The organism is Sphingomonas sp. (genome assembly GCF_017304615.1).
GTDB lineage: Bacteria > Pseudomonadota > Alphaproteobacteria > Sphingomonadales > Sphingomonadaceae > Sphingomonas.
Genome location: NZ_JAFKLZ010000002.1, coordinates 741,019 through 754,995, shown reverse-complemented (window position 1 = coordinate 754,995; position 13,977 = coordinate 741,019). Strand labels below are relative to the sequence as shown.

Annotated in this window: 13 protein-coding genes; 9 read left to right on the top strand and 4 right to left on the bottom strand. The window is 66.0% G+C overall.

Annotated features, from left to right (window positions below):
* Position 1 precedes the first annotated feature (1 nt).
* Positions 2–1,219 (bottom strand): UbiH/UbiF/VisC/COQ6 family ubiquinone biosynthesis hydroxylase, encoded by a 1,218-nt coding sequence (locus tag J0J06_RS11935; protein WP_294042191.1) that lies wholly within the window; start codon positions 1,217–1,219, stop codon positions 2–4.
* A gap of 116 nt (positions 1,220–1,335) precedes the next feature.
* Here J0J06_RS11935 and J0J06_RS11930 point away from each other — a divergent pair, with 116 nt between their 5' ends.
* The 4 genes from J0J06_RS11930 to ribA all read left to right on the top strand — a co-directional run bounded on the left by J0J06_RS11930 (position 1,336) and on the right by ribA (position 6,442).
* Positions 1,336–3,621, top strand: a complete 2,286-nt coding sequence (locus J0J06_RS11930) for a DNA translocase FtsK (RefSeq protein WP_294042189.1) — start codon at positions 1,336–1,338, stop codon at positions 3,619–3,621.
* Positions 3,622–3,688: 67 nt separating this feature from the next.
* On the top strand, positions 3,689–4,297 hold the full coding sequence (locus J0J06_RS11925) for an outer membrane lipoprotein carrier protein LolA (RefSeq protein WP_294042187.1): 609 nt from the start codon (positions 3,689–3,691) through the stop codon (positions 4,295–4,297).
* Positions 4,298–4,595: 298 nt separating this feature from the next.
* Positions 4,596–5,378 carry an exodeoxyribonuclease III gene (locus tag J0J06_RS11920; protein WP_294042185.1) on the top strand — a complete coding sequence of 261 codons (783 nt, stop codon included), beginning with the start codon at positions 4,596–4,598 and terminating at the stop codon, positions 5,376–5,378.
* The gene (ribA, locus tag J0J06_RS11915) at positions 5,375–6,442 is read left to right on the top strand and encodes a GTP cyclohydrolase II (protein ID WP_294042183.1); all 1,068 of its coding nucleotides are present in this window, start codon (positions 5,375–5,377) and stop codon (positions 6,440–6,442) included. The genes J0J06_RS11920 and ribA overlap by 4 nt, the downstream gene beginning before the upstream one ends.
* 106 nt (positions 6,443–6,548) lie before the next feature.
* On the opposite strand, the gene J0J06_RS11910 is transcribed toward ribA, so the two are convergent.
* On the bottom strand, positions 6,549–7,214 hold the full coding sequence (locus J0J06_RS11910) for an HAD family phosphatase (RefSeq protein WP_294042181.1): 666 nt from the start codon (positions 7,212–7,214) through the stop codon (positions 6,549–6,551).
* Positions 7,211–7,873 (bottom strand): YggS family pyridoxal phosphate-dependent enzyme, encoded by a 663-nt coding sequence (locus tag J0J06_RS11905; protein ID WP_294042179.1) that lies wholly within the window; start codon positions 7,871–7,873, stop codon positions 7,211–7,213. The genes J0J06_RS11910 and J0J06_RS11905 overlap by 4 nt, the downstream gene beginning before the upstream one ends.
* A 73-nt stretch (positions 7,874–7,946) precedes the next feature.
* Between J0J06_RS11905 and J0J06_RS11900 the strand changes: the two genes are divergently transcribed.
* Positions 7,947–8,435 carry a thiamine phosphate synthase gene (locus tag J0J06_RS11900; protein WP_294042177.1) on the top strand — a complete coding sequence of 163 codons (489 nt, stop codon included), beginning with the start codon at positions 7,947–7,949 and terminating at the stop codon, positions 8,433–8,435.
* Between the two features lie 165 nt (positions 8,436–8,600).
* On the opposite strand, the gene J0J06_RS11895 is transcribed toward J0J06_RS11900, so the two are convergent.
* On the bottom strand, positions 8,601–9,299 hold the full coding sequence (locus J0J06_RS11895) for a hypothetical protein (protein ID WP_294042175.1): 699 nt from the start codon (positions 9,297–9,299) through the stop codon (positions 8,601–8,603).
* 196 nt (positions 9,300–9,495) lie between these two features.
* On the opposite strand from J0J06_RS11895, the gene J0J06_RS11890 reads away from it, so the two are divergent.
* The 4 genes from J0J06_RS11890 to holA are packed head-to-tail and all read left to right on the top strand — an operon-like array spanning position 9,496 to position 13,976.
* On the top strand, positions 9,496–9,930 hold the full coding sequence (locus J0J06_RS11890) for a DUF3576 domain-containing protein (protein WP_294042174.1): 435 nt from the start codon (positions 9,496–9,498) through the stop codon (positions 9,928–9,930).
* Between the two features lie 46 nt (positions 9,931–9,976).
* Positions 9,977–12,472 carry a leucine--tRNA ligase gene (leuS, locus tag J0J06_RS11885; RefSeq protein ID WP_294042502.1) on the top strand — a complete coding sequence of 832 codons (2,496 nt, stop codon included), beginning with the start codon at positions 9,977–9,979 and terminating at the stop codon, positions 12,470–12,472.
* Positions 12,469–12,960 carry an LPS assembly lipoprotein LptE gene (lptE, locus tag J0J06_RS11880; RefSeq protein ID WP_294042172.1) on the top strand — a complete coding sequence of 164 codons (492 nt, stop codon included), beginning with the start codon at positions 12,469–12,471 and terminating at the stop codon, positions 12,958–12,960. Before leuS ends, lptE begins: the two co-directional genes overlap by 4 nt.
* Positions 12,957–13,976 carry a DNA polymerase III subunit delta gene (gene holA, locus J0J06_RS11875; protein ID WP_294042170.1) on the top strand — a complete coding sequence of 340 codons (1,020 nt, stop codon included), beginning with the start codon at positions 12,957–12,959 and terminating at the stop codon, positions 13,974–13,976. Before lptE ends, holA begins: the two co-directional genes overlap by 4 nt.
* The last annotated feature ends 1 nt before the right edge of the window (position 13,977 follow it).

Here is a 13,977-nt window from a genome sequence, read left to right as displayed (position 1 = left end):
GCTAGACAGTCAGCCCGGCGAGCAATTTGGGCAGCACGCCCGATTCGCCCCGCGCCTCGGCAATGAACCGGTCCTTGAGCGCGGGCGCGCGCTGCACCGCCGACAGGCCGAAGCGGCGCACGGCGTTGGCGGCGTTACCGGGTATGCCGAAGAGGCGTGTAAGGCCGTCGGTCGCGAGGCTGACCATGAACGTGTCGAGGCTCCGCCAGCGCTGATAGCGCGCGAGCAGCGCCGGATCGCCCATATCGAGTCCGATGCGCTTGCCCTCGACCAGAACCTCGACCAGCGCCGCCAGGTCGCGGAAACCGACGTTGACCCCCTGCCCCGCGATCGGATGGATGCCGTGCGCCGCATCCCCGACCAGCGCCAAGCGATGCGCGGTGATGGTGGCCGCGTGGTGAAAGCCAAGCGGATGGGCGAAGCGCGGGCCAAGCCAGGTCAACTCGCCCAGAAACCCGCCCATCTTGCGCGACAGCTCGGCGAGATAGCCGCGTTCGCCGAGCTTCTGCATCCCCGGCGCCTGCGCGCCCCGCACCGACCAGACAATCGCCGAACGGTGCCCGCGATCGTCATCGACCAGCGGCAGGATCGCGAAAGGGCCTTCGGGGTAGAAGATCTCGTAGGCGACGTTTTCGTGCGGCCGTTCGTGGCCAATGGACGTCACCAGCGCAACGTGATCGTAGCTCCAGCGCGCAGTGTTGAGGCCCGCCGCCTCGCGCGTCGGGGAACTGCGCCCCTCGGCGCCGACCAGCAATTGCGCGCGCACCTCGCTGCCGTCGCTCAGCGTCGCGTGGACGCCGAAGTCGTCTCGCGTGACTTCCGATGCGCGGGTCTTCATCCGCAGGTCGACCCCCTTCGCCGCACCCGCCGCGCCGAGCAACGCAAGGCGGAGGTCGCGATTCTCGAACATCGTGCCGAGCGCATCCTCACCATCCTGCGGCACGAAATCGAGCGCGCCCGGCTTCAGCCCGTCGCTGACCCGGATGCCTTCGATCGGGCACCCCTTCCCCGCCAGCCGGTCCGTCACGCCGATCGCCTCGAGCATCCGCATCGGTGCGCTGGCGATCGCCGACGCGCGGCCGTCGAACCCCGCCGCGGTCGTCACCGCCGGGTCCGCAGGATCGACCACGATACTGGTCAGCCCGTGTACATCGAGCGCCACCGCCAACGCGCTGCCGACCAACCCGCCGCCAAGAATAAGGACGTCCGCTTGACTCATATAATCTCCCCTAGCCCCGTCGCGACGAGCCGACAATCGCGCCAGCTTGACGGCGGACTCCGCAGGCGCGAGAATCCAACGCGAACGAACAGCGGACATTTCGGGGGTATTCGATCATGGCGAGCCGCGTGCAGCCGCCGCTTTGGCGTGAGACGGTGAAGGCCGGCGCGGCGCGCGGATGGGCCTTGGTCGCCGCGATGGCGGTGCTTGGGCTGACGCTGGCGCTCGCCGCCGCCTTGCTCACCTATCATTCGGGCGATCCCTCGCTCAGCACCGCGGCGGGCGGTCCGGCCGAGAACCTGCTCGGCGCGCCCGGCGCGTTCATCGCCGATCTGGCCTTCTCGATCCTCGGCCTGCCGGTCGCCGGGCTGCTCGCGGTCGGCGCGGTGTGCGGCTGGCGGATGTGGAGCGACGAACCGGTCGGGCGTTGGGGGCGGGTGCTGACGATCGCCAGCCTGGGCGCGGCCTTGGTCGCAACCGCGCTCGCCATCTGGACACCCGTCGCCTCGCTTCGCTGGCCGGCCGGTCTGGGCGGCGTGGTCGGCATGACCGTCGCGGGCGTGCTCGATTGGGTGATCACGCTGATCGGCAATCCCACCGGAATCCTGTGGACCGAACGGCTGACCGGCCTTGCGCTGGGCATCGTCGGCGTCGTGGTATGGTTCACCAGCCTGGGCATCGGCCTCCCCAACCTGCCGCGGTTCCAGCGCCGCGCGAAACCCGAACGCGTGATCGACGTGCGTGAACCTGCCGCTTCCGCCGAACCGACGATCCGCCAGCCGCGCGCGGTCGCCGTCCCCGATAGTCGCCCCGGCCCGGTCATCGCCGACCGCACAACCGCCAGCGCACAGCCAAAACCCGCCCGCGGTCCCAAGCAGGCGAGCCTCGACCTGCGCGACAATTACCGGCTGCCGACGCTCGACTTGCTCAAGCCACCGCCGCCTTCCGCCAACGGCCCGGTCGACAAAGCCGCGCTGGAACGCAACGCCCGCCTGCTCGAAACCGTGCTGGACGACTTCCACGTCAAGGGCGCGATCACCGAGGTGCGCCCCGGCCCCGTCGTGACGATGTACGAGTTGGAACCCGCCGCGGGCATCAAGGCGAGCCGCGTGATCCAGCTCGCCGACGACATCGCGCGCAACATGTCCGCGATCTCGGCGCGCGTCGCGACGGTGCCCGGCCGCACCGTGATCGGCATCGAATTGCCCAACGCCAAGCGCGAAATGGTGAGCCTGCACGAACTGGTCGATGACGACGCGTTCGAGGATCAGAACGCATCGCTGCCGCTGATCCTGGGCAAGAACATCGCCGGCGACCCCGTTATCGTGGACCTCGCGCCGATGCCCCATCTGCTCGTCGCCGGCACCACCGGGTCGGGCAAGTCGGTCGGCCTCAACTGCATGATCCTGTCGCTGCTCTATAAGCTCAACCCGAAGCAGTGCCGGATGATCATGATCGATCCGAAGATGCTCGAACTGAGCATGTACGACGATATTCCCCACTTGCTCGCGCCCGTCGTTACCGATCCGGCCAAGGCGGTGCGGGCGCTCAAATGGGCGGTCGAACAGATGGAGGACCGCTACCGTCAGATGTCCTCGGTCGGGGTGCGCAGCCTGGCGAGCTTCAACGACAAGGTTCGCGCCGCCAAGGCAAAGGGCCAGCCGCTCGGGCGCAAGGTCCAGATCGGCTATGAGGACGGCAAGCCGGTCTACGAGGAGGAACAGCTCGACTACGAACCCCTGCCGCAGGTGGTGATCATCGTCGACGAGCTCGCCGATCTGATGATGACCGCGGGCAAGGAAGTCGAGTTCCTGATCCAGCGGCTCGCACAGAAAGCACGCGCGGCGGGCATTCACCTGATCATGGCGACTCAGCGCCCCTCCGTCGACGTCATCACCGGCGTGATCAAGGCGAACCTGCCGACCCGCATCAGCTTCAACGTCACATCGAAGATCGATTCGCGCACCATCCTGGGCGAACAGGGCGCCGAACAGCTGCTCGGCAAGGGCGACATGCTCTATATGGCGTACGGCAAGCAGATCAGCCGTGTGCACGGACCCTTCGTCAGCGACGACGAGGTCCGCGCGGTCGCCGATCACTGGCGTGCTCAGGGCCAGCCCGATTACGTCCAGTCGGTTACCGAGGAGAGCGACGACGGCTTCGCGCTCGACGGCGCGCCGCTCGGCGAGGATTCGGCCGAGGACCAGCAGTATCGCAATGCGATCCAGCTCGTCGTCGAGAGCCAGAAGGCGTCGACGTCCTGGCTCCAGCGCCAGATGCGGATCGGCTATAACAGCGCCGCGCGGCTGATTGAGCGGATGGAGAAGGACGGCATCGTCGGGCGCCCGGATCACGTCGGCCGCCGCGAAGTTCTGCGCGACCGCGACGGCAACCCGTTGTAGCGCGGCGCGTTCACAGCGGGTTCAAGCCCGCGCCGCCATCTCCGATAGCGGATTCAGGAGAATATTCGTGACCTCTCGCGCTATCGCGCTGCTCGCCGTGCCCGCGCTGATCGCGGCCGCCCCGGCCCCCTCGCCGGACCTCGCCAAGGTTCAGGCGCATCTCGCCGCCATCCAGTCGATGACGGCCAACTTCAGTCAGACCGACCGCAACGGCAAGACGGTCAACGGTACGCTGTCGCTCAAACGCCCCGGCAAGATCCGCTTCCAGTATGAAAAGGGCGTGCCCATCCTGGTGGTGGCGGACGGCAAATCTTTGTGGTTCCTCGATTATTCGGTAAAGCAGAAGCAACGCTGGCCGATCGGCGGGTCGCCGCTCGGCGTCCTGCTCGATCCCACGAAGGACATCAGCCGGTTCGCGAAAATGATGCCGACCGCCGATCCGTCGATCCTGTCGGTCGATGTCAACGACCCCAAGCATCCGGAATATGGGCGGATCAACTTGATCTTCGAGAAGAACGCGTCGGCCCCCGCAGGACTGTTGTTGCGCGGCTGGGTCGCGCTTGACGCGCAGAACAACCGCACGACGATCCGGCTGTCCGGGCAGCGGTTCAACGTCCCGATTTCAGACGGAACGTTCCGCTTCAACGATCCGACGCCGGCCGGCCCGCGAAAATGACAGATTCGTTCATCTGGGCGACAGCATTGCCCGACTAATACAGTCATCGCGGATGTGGGGCGGTTCGGGATTTTCCCCCTGTTGCCCGAGTTGCTCCACTTCCCGCCTGCGTGACGAACGCTAGGTCGGCCCTCGCTCCATGCCCCCGGAGCGAGGGCCTTTCTGCATGAGGCGGCTGGCGCGCTTCGCGCCAGACTCGCCGAATGCCGGCCGGCGTCGGCAACGCCGACGACCGACGACGCGGCTTTGCCGCGGCGGGCAGGTGACGAACCGCTTTCGACTCCCTAAGTCCACCCCCGTGAAGATCGTCTCATGGAACATCAATTCGGTCCGTTTCCGCCTCGAGATCGTCGAGCGGTTCCTGCGCGAAGCCGCGCCCGACATCCTCTGCCTCCAGGAAACCAAGGTGATCGATCAGGATTTCCCACAGGAAGCCTTCCGCCGACTCGGCTACAAGACGATCATCCTGCACGGGCAGAAGATGCATCACGGCGTCGCGATCCTTTCCCGCGTGCCGCTCGCCGAGGACGATCGATTCGACTGGCAGGCCAATCGCGAAGCGCGGCATGTCGGCGTCCGCCTTGCGAACGGCGTGCGGCTGGAGAATGTCTATGTCCCCGCGGGCGGCGACATTCCCGACCGCGACGTGAACCCCAAGTTCGGACAGAAGCTCGATTTCGTCGAGCGGATGACGGCGTGGTCGCAGAGCCTGGATTGCCCCACGATCCTGGTCGGCGACTTCAACATCGCGCCGCTCGAGTCGGACGTGTGGAGCCACAAGCAGCTGATCAACGTCGTCAGCCATACGCCCGTCGAGGTCGACGCCCTCAACCGGCTGAAGGATTCGAACGACTGGGTCGATCTCGGCCGGCACTTCTACCCAGCCCCATCCCGCCTTCATACCTGGTGGAGCTATCGTTCGCCCGACTGGACGGTAAACGATCGCGGGCGACGGCTCGACCATATGTGGGCGACCGCCGAGGTCGCCAAGCAAGCCACCGCGCACATGGTGTTCGAAGAGTGCCGCAACTGGCTGAAGCCCTCTGACCACGTCCCGATCATGACCGAGTTCGACCTGTGAGCGCACGCGACGTCGGCGCCAGAGGCGTTGCCAGGGCGATCGACTCGCTGCGCCGCGGCTGGCCGATTGCTATCAAAGGCGAGGGAGATCCGGTCGGGCTTCTCGCGATCGAGACCGCCGATGCCGGACGGCTGGCGGCGTTCGATCCGGCGGGCGACTCGCCGATCCTGCTGTCGGCGGGGCGCGCGGCGACGCTGAAGCTCGCCAACCAGATCGAGGCCGCGATTCCCGATTCACCGGTGCTGGTCGAACACAACTTCTGGATCGACTTCGACTGCGCAGTGGCGCTCGCCGATCCGCAGCTCGATATGGCGACGCCGATGAAGGGGCCGTTCTGCGCGATCCCCATCCGTGATCGTGACGTCATGACGGCGGCGCTAGCCCTGGCGCGGACGGCGGGCGTGCTGCCCGCTTTTTTCGTCGGCGCGGCAAGCGAGTCCGCGATCAGCATCGCCGACATCAACGATTTCGAAGACCCGATCCACCTCGCCATCGCCGCCCGCGCCAAATTGCCGGTCGAAGGATCGGAGCACGCGGAGATCGTCGCGTTCCGGTCCCCCGATTCGCCCGGCGAGCATGTCGCGCTGATCGTCGGCCAGCCCGACGGCAACCCGCCGCTGGTACGCCTCCACAGCGAATGCTTGACCGGCGACGTGCTCGGCAGCCTCAAATGCGATTGCGGGCCGCAGCTCCACGCCGCGATCCACGCGATGGAGGATACCGGGTGGGGCATCCTGCTTTACCTGCGGCAGGAGGGGCGCGGGATCGGGCTGGTCAACAAATTACGGGCCTATGCGTTGCAGGATCAGGGGTTCGACACGGTCGACGCCAATACGCGGCTGGGCTTCGCGATCGATGCGCGTGATTTCCGGATCGCGACGCGGATGCTCGACCTGCTCGGCCAGACGCGCATCCGGTTGCTGACCAACAATCCGGAAAAGGTCCGCGTGCTACAGGCGACCGGGATAGACGTGGCGGAACGCGTGCCGATTTCGCTGCCGCCCAACCGGTTCAATGCGAAATACCTAGCGACCAAGCGCGACCGGACCGGGCATCAACTCTGATAAGGTCTGCGAGGGTCACACTGGTGACGTCCGAATCAGATCGATTACTCAATCCACTCGGCCCGAGGCGTCGCGACGGGCACGAGCAGAGATTCCAAACTAAATTTCATTTTTCCAGCAATTTATAAACATCGGCGAAGGCGCTCGCCACGGCGTGAACGCCGACATCGCACAATCTATCGACATGACCGGGCGCGCAGTGACTGCCGGCGCACAGCCCGACGACGAACCCGCCCGACGCGACCGCGCCGGTCGCGCCGACAATCGAATCCTCTATGATCGCGCAGTCCGCGATCGCGACGCCGAGCTGGTCGGCGGCATAGAGATAGAGGTCGGGCGCGGGTTTGCCGCGCGTCACATGCTCGCGGCCGCTGTAGAGATGGTCGCCGAACGACCTCGTCAGACCGATATAGTCGAGGTGACGACGGATCCAGCGCGTCGAACTCGACGAGACCACTGCCTTGCAGAGATCATCGGGCAACGACTCGACGAAATCGACCGCTCCGGCGACTTCGCCGATCCCTTCGGCCATCACGCGATTATCCTCGGCGGCGCGCGCAGTGTGAAAATCCTGCGGCAGCGGGCGGCCGATCCAATCCTCGACTTTCTTCAGAAAATCGATCCCCGAATAACCCATGAAATTGGCCATCGACTGTTCGGGCGTGGTCGGGTGGCCGATCGCGGTGAGGTATTCGGCGATCTGCTTGTTGCCGATATATTCGCTTTCGATCAGCACGCCGTCGAAATCGAAGAGGATCGCCTTGAACCTCATGCGCGCGCGCCGAACAACGCCGAACCGACGCGAACGTGAGTCGCCCCCAACGTCACCGCGGTCGGATAATCGCTCGACATGCCCATGCTGAGCCCAGCCAGGCCATGGTCGCGCGCGAGCTTGGCGAGCAACGCGAAATAGGGCGCGGGTTCGACGTCTGCGGGGGGGATCGCCATCAGCCCGGTGACCGGCAGGTTCGCGCCGCGTGCCTCGGCAAGCAATGCGGGCAAGTCGGCGACCGCGCAGCCACCCTTTTGCGTCTCGTCGCCGATATTGACCTGGACGAAGCAGTCGGGGCGCTTGCCCGATTCCATCGCCCGGGCGATCGCGGCGACCAGCGACGGGCGGTCGAGCGAGTGGATCTGGTCGAACAGCGCCACGGCGTCGGCCGCCTTGTTCGACTGGAGCTGGCCGATCAGCGCGAGGCGGATGTCGGGATGCTGCTCGCGGAGCGCGGGCCATTTGGCCTGCGCCTCCTGCACGCGGTTCTCGCCGAAAGCACGCTGCCCGATGGCGATCAGCGGCTCGATCGCGTCGGCGGCATGCGTCTTGGACACCGCGATCAGTTGGACCGCGTCGGGGCGCCCGGCCAGTTTCCTGGCGCGCTCGATCTCAGCAAGGACGCCGGCGAGCCGCGCGGCGGGGTCGTCGGTCGTCATGGCGCGCGCTATAGGCGGGGTCGTGCCGCGCCGTCACCCCCTTCCGCCAAAAGTCGTACCAAGACTCTGGCTGATGACCGACGAGCGGTTGGGCGAGCGGTTGTGGGACGCACTGGAACGACTTCCGCGCGGGGGCGGAGTGGTGTTCCGGCACTATGCTACGCCGGTGGAACAGCGGCGGCAATTGTTCGCGCGAGTCGTGCGCGTGGCTCGAGCGCGGGGTCTGATCGTGGTGCGCGCGGGAGATTGGTGCGGACCTGGCGCGGACGGCGTGCACAACCGGCGCGGGCGCGGGCTGTGCACGGCCTCAGCGCATTCGCTGGCGGAGGCGCGCGCGGCGGTTAGGCAAGGCGCGGACGCCCTGTTCGTGTCGGCGGTGTTCGCGACACGATCGCATCCGGGCGAGGAGATACTGGGGGTGAGAGCGGCGGAGAAGGTGGCCCGCGGGGTGCGGGTACCTGTGATCGCGCTGGGCGGGATGGACGCGACGAGATTCCGCAAGCTACGCGGGTTTTACGGTTGGGCGGCGATCGACGCCTGGGGCGGCGGCAAAGCGAACTGACCAGTGCTCCTGCGAAGGCAGGAGCCTCGATTGATGCAGCGATGCAGTTATTTGTCGGGGGCGAAGCGCCCGACGCGGCAAAGCCGCGTCGTTGGACCTCGCCATGCGAGGCCGCCCGGGTTGCCGCTGATTGCTATTTAGCGCCGCTAAATAGCGGCGGCCACCTTAGAACCTGAACGTCGTCCCGACATAGACCGCCTGGCTGTCCACGCGGCGATCGTCCGGCATGGGCGCGAGGCGATCACGATCCGGCGACCGGTAACGCACACCGGCGGTCACATCGATCTTGCGGCTGAGCGAATAGGCCCCGCCGACGTCGATCATCTGCGGCGCGTCGTTGGTCAGATGAGTGTCGGCCGGCGGGCGATCCGTGACAGCCTTCAGCTTCGACGGCTTCGACAGGTTGAAGTTCGGGTCGATCCGGCGCGTGCCCGGCGAAGTACCGAGGTCAACCTTCGGCCCATCGGCAGCGCCAGAGACCGTCAGTCGCTTCGCCGCGGTGGTCGCAACCAGATTATACTTGATCGGCGCGATGCCGACCGCCGGGGCTATCCTATCGCCGCCCAAGCCACGCAGCGTAACCACGCCCGTCTTCGGCGTCGCGATCTGAAGCGCGTTGAGCGGGCGAGGCGCGCCGCGCGATTCGGCAGGGGTGAAGCGGAACGAGGTCGCGCCGACGCCGTTGCGCGCGATCAACGCCGCCAGCTTCGGATCGGCCGACGCCGGCGTGAAGAAAATCTGCTTCGAGGACAACGGGTTGGCGACACGGCGCACCGCATCAGGCGTGCCGAACGCGGGCATGGCGAATGCGCCGGCGACGGCTAGCGCCCCGACCATCGTGCCAAGAATAACCCGCTTTTTCACCGCCAATGGTTCCCTACGTCTTCTATACGGGACTCGCCCTAACACGAATCGTTCCGCCGCCGCCACCGCGAATCCATGATTTTGGTCAGGTGTTGCACCATATCCACATTCGGGGTCGCCGCTATGCGCGCTTGCGGCGCGGCCTTGAGCATCTATAGATGCGCTCCACCAAATTTAAGTGTCAGGAAAACGTTCGATGACTCGTCTGCGCTCCGCCGCGTATCTGGCCCTGTTGCTCCCGCTCGCCGCTTGTGGCGGGGGGAAAGAGCGCCTCAAGGCAGACATCGCCGCGTCGAAGGTGACGACGATCGGCGTCAACGCCTATCTGTGGCGCGCGACGCTCGACACGTTGAGCTTCATGCCGCTGCTCCAGACCGATTCGAACGGCGGCGTCATCGTCACCGACTGGTATGTGAACCCCTCGGCGCCGAGCGAGCGGATGAAGGTCACGGTCACGATCCTCGATCAGGATCTGCGCGCCGATGCGGTCCGCGTCGCGGCTCTCCGCCAGGTCAACCAGGGCGGTCAGTGGGTCGCGGCCCCGGTGCAGGCGGCGACCGTCCAGAAGCTCGAGGACATCATCCTCACCCGCGCGCGCGACCTGCGTCGCGCGGCAGTCGTCACGAAGTAAGAATCCAACCCCGGCGGGCGGGTGATGCCCGCCCAACAGGAAGACCATCATGTCACGCTTCAATCCACTGAAGGCCGACGCCCAGTGGCAAAAGGTGTGGGACGACCGCCAGACGTTCACCGCCAAGGACGACAGCCCTAAGCCCAAGAGCTATGTGCTTGAGATGTTTCCGTATCCCTCGGGGCGGATCCATATGGGGCACGTCCGCAACTATACGATGGGCGACGTGCTGGCGCGCTATCGACGGATGAACGGCATGGAAGTGCTCCACCCGATGGGGTGGGACGCGTTCGGCATGCCGGCCGAGAATGCCGCGATGGAAAAAGGCGTGCATCCGGGCGGCTGGACCCGCGACAATATCGCGACGATGAAGGTGCAGCTCAAGCGGCTGGGCTTCGCACTCGATTGGAGCCGCGAGCTGGCGACGTGCGAGCCCGATTATTACGGCCACGAACAGGCCTTGTTCCTCGACATGTTCGCGAACGGCCTGGTCTATCGCAAGGAATCGTCGGTCAACTGGGATCCCGTCGACATGACGGTGCTGGCCAACGAACAGGTGATCGACGGGCGCGGCTGGCGATCAGGTGCGTTGGTCGAAAAGCGCAAGCTGTCGCAATGGTTTTTGAAGATCACGCAATTTGGCGACGAACTACTCGAAGGCCTGAAGGGCCTCGAACACTGGCCTGACAAGGTCAAGCTGATGCAGGAAAACTGGATCGGCAAGTCGCAGGGCCTGCAGTTTCGGTGGCAGGTTTCGGACGGAAGCGAGGTCGAGGTCTTCACCACCCGTCCCGACACGATCTTCGGCGCGAGCTTTGTCGCGGTCGCTGCGGATCATCCTGTTTCCCAAGCACTTGCCGCAAATGACGCCAAGGCGGCGGCGTTCGTCGAACGCTGCAAACAGGGCGGCACCACCGCCGCCGAGCTGGAAACGCAGGAAAAGCTCGGCTTCGACACCGGGTTGACCGTGGCGCACCCGTTCGACACGGCGATCAACCTGCCACTCTACATCGCGAACTTCGTGCTGATGGACTATGGCACCGGCGCGGTGTTCGGCGTGCCCGCGCACGACCAGCGCGACTTCGAGTTCGCCAGCAAATATGGCCTCACGATCCGCCGCGTCGTGTCGGACGGCGACAAGACCGATCCCGGTTTCCGCGATGCCGAGGCCTATTCGGGCCCGGGCACGCTGGTGAACTCGCATTTCCTCGACGGCATGGATGTCGAGGATGCCAAGCGCGAGGTGATCCGCCGCGCCGAAGCCGGTGGCTGGGGCCACGGCACAACCGTATTCCGCCTGCGCGACTGGGGCGTCAGTCGCCAGCGGTACTGGGGCACACCGATCCCGATCATCCATTGCGCGACCTGCGGTGCGGTGCCGGTGCCGCGCGAGCAACTGCCCGTGGTGCTGCCCGAGGATGTGTCGTTCGACATCCCCGGCAACCCGCTCGACCGCCATCCGACGTGGAAGCATGTCGCGTGCCCGAGCTGCGGCGGCGAAGCGGTGCGCGAGACCGACACGCTCGACACCTTCGCCGATTCCTCCTGGTATTTCATCCGCTTCGCCAGCCAGCCGAAGGACAAGGCGTTCGATCGCGCGACCGCAGAACAATGGCTCCCGGTCGGGCAATATATCGGCGGAGTCGAGCACGCGATCCTGCACTTGCTCTATGCCCGCTTCTGGACGCGCGCGCTCAAGCACATGGACATGCTCGACGTCGCCGAGCCGTTCGCCGGGCTGTTCACGCAAGGGATGGTGACGCACGAAACCTACAAGTCGGTCGAGGGCAAGTGGCTGTCGCCCGACGACGTGCGCGACGGGATCGAGATCGAAACCGGCCTGCCGATCACGGTCGGCCGCACCGAGAAGATGTCGAAGTCCAAGAAGAACACGATCGATCCCGAACCGATCGTCGATCAGTACGGGGCCGACGCGACGCGGTGGTTCATGCTGTCCGATTCGCCGCCCGAGCGGGACCTCGCCTGGTCGGAGGCGGGGATCGAGGGGTCTTGGCGCTTCGTTCAACGGCTGTGGCGGCTGGTCGACGGGATCGCGGAGGGAGAGGGCGTCGACACAGCGATCGATCGGAAGCTCGCCCAGACTATCGCCGGCGTCGCGACCGATATAGAGGCGCTGCAATTCAACAAGGCCGTGGCCAAGCTGTACGAACTGGTCAACGCGATCGAAAAGGCCGCGCCGTCGGCGTCGCGCACCACCGCGATCCGTACGCTGGTGCGTTTGGTTGCGCCGATGATGCCTCATCTGGCGGAGGAAGCCTGGGCGGCGATGGGCGAAAGCGGCCTAGTCGCCGACGCGGCGTGGCCGACGTATGACCCAGCCCTGCTAGTCGAGGACGAAGTGACGATCGCGATTCAAATCAACGGCAAACTGCGTGATACGCTGACCATGCCCAAGGGATCGCCCAAGGACGTAATCGAGGCCGCGGCACGCGCCAACGCCAATGTTATTCGTCTGCTCGACGGCGCAGAACCGAAGAAAGTGATTGTCGTGCCCGATCGTCTGGTCAATCTGGTGGCATGAAGCGGCTCGTCCTTCTGCTCGCGCTCGCGCTCCAGGCGTGCGGACTGCATCCGCTCTATGAGGGCGGGGGATCGGGCGCCGTCGCGCGTGGGCTGGCGGGGATCGAGGTCGCGCCGATTGCCGGCAAAACCGGCTATCTGATGAGCAATGCGCTGCGCGACCGGTTGCCCCATGGGTCAGGAGCCGCGGCGAAATATCGGCTCGAGATCAAGCTCGACGATTCGATCGTCGGATTGGGCATTACGCGCGACAATACGGTGTCGCGCGAACGGCGATCCCTCCGGGCGCGCTTTCAGTTGGTCGACGCCGCGACGGGGACCACAGTGCTCGACGCGACCGCCGGCTCCGATGCGGGCGTGGACGTTGTGAATTCCGAATATGCGACAATCGCGGCTGAGAATACCGCGCTGGAGAATTTGACCGAGATTGTCGCCGACCAGATCGTCACCCGCATTGCGGTCTATACGCGACGCGCCGCGGCCAAGTGAAAGCGTCTGAAAATCAGTTAGTTAGTGCACTCGATGCCGCGTCTCCCGCGATACGGCTCTATCTGTTTCATGGTCCCGACGAAGCGGGGGCAGCCGATTATGCCGCTCGCCTCGGCCGCGCGCTGGGCGCCGACGCCGAAAAGGTAGCGATCGACGGGTCGTCGCTGAAAGGCGATCCCGGACGCGTCGTCGACGAGGCGCGGTCGCTGGCTTTGTTCGGCGGGCGGCGCTGGATCCTGGTCAGCGGCGCGGGCGAGGACGCGATCGAGGCAGCGCAGCTGCTGATTGCCGAACCGCAGGTCGAACACCCCGTCGTGATCCTTGCGCCGGGCGTCCGCACCAAGGGCAAGCTGGTCGAGTTCGCCATCGCGCAGCCCGCCGCGATGAGCTTCGCCTGTTATATACCCGACGGGGCGAACGCCGAGCGGATGGTCGCTGCGATCGCGCGCGAACATGGCCTGCGCCCGAGCCAGTCAGCCGCCCGCCGCCTTATGGCCGCCGCCAACGGCGACCGCGCGATTATCGCGCGCGAGACCGAGAAGTTCGCGCTCTATCTCGATGCCGCCGCGGACCGGCCGCGCGACCTCGACAACGACACGATCGACGCGCTGGGCGCCGAACTGGGCGATGCGCAGATGTCCGACGTGGTCGACGCCGCGCTGGAGGGGCGGGTGCGCGACATTGCGGGCGAACTGTCGCGTTTTGCCGAATCGGGCGGCGCGGCGATCCCGCTGCTGCGCCAGATCGTGCGCAAGCTGATGAACTTGGCGGCGATGCGTGGCGAAGTCGATGGCGGGGCTGACGCAACCGCCACGATCAAGAAGCGCCGGCTGCATTTTCGCGAGGAGGCGAGGACGATCCGCCTGCTCCAGCGCTGGCGCAGCGGCGAGATTGTGGCGGCGATCGATCGCTTGCGCCGCGCCGAGCGCGCATTGATGTCGGCAGGCGGGGCGGGCGAGATACTGTCCGACGTCGCGATCACCGAAACCACGCGGATCGCCGCACGAGCACGCTGAA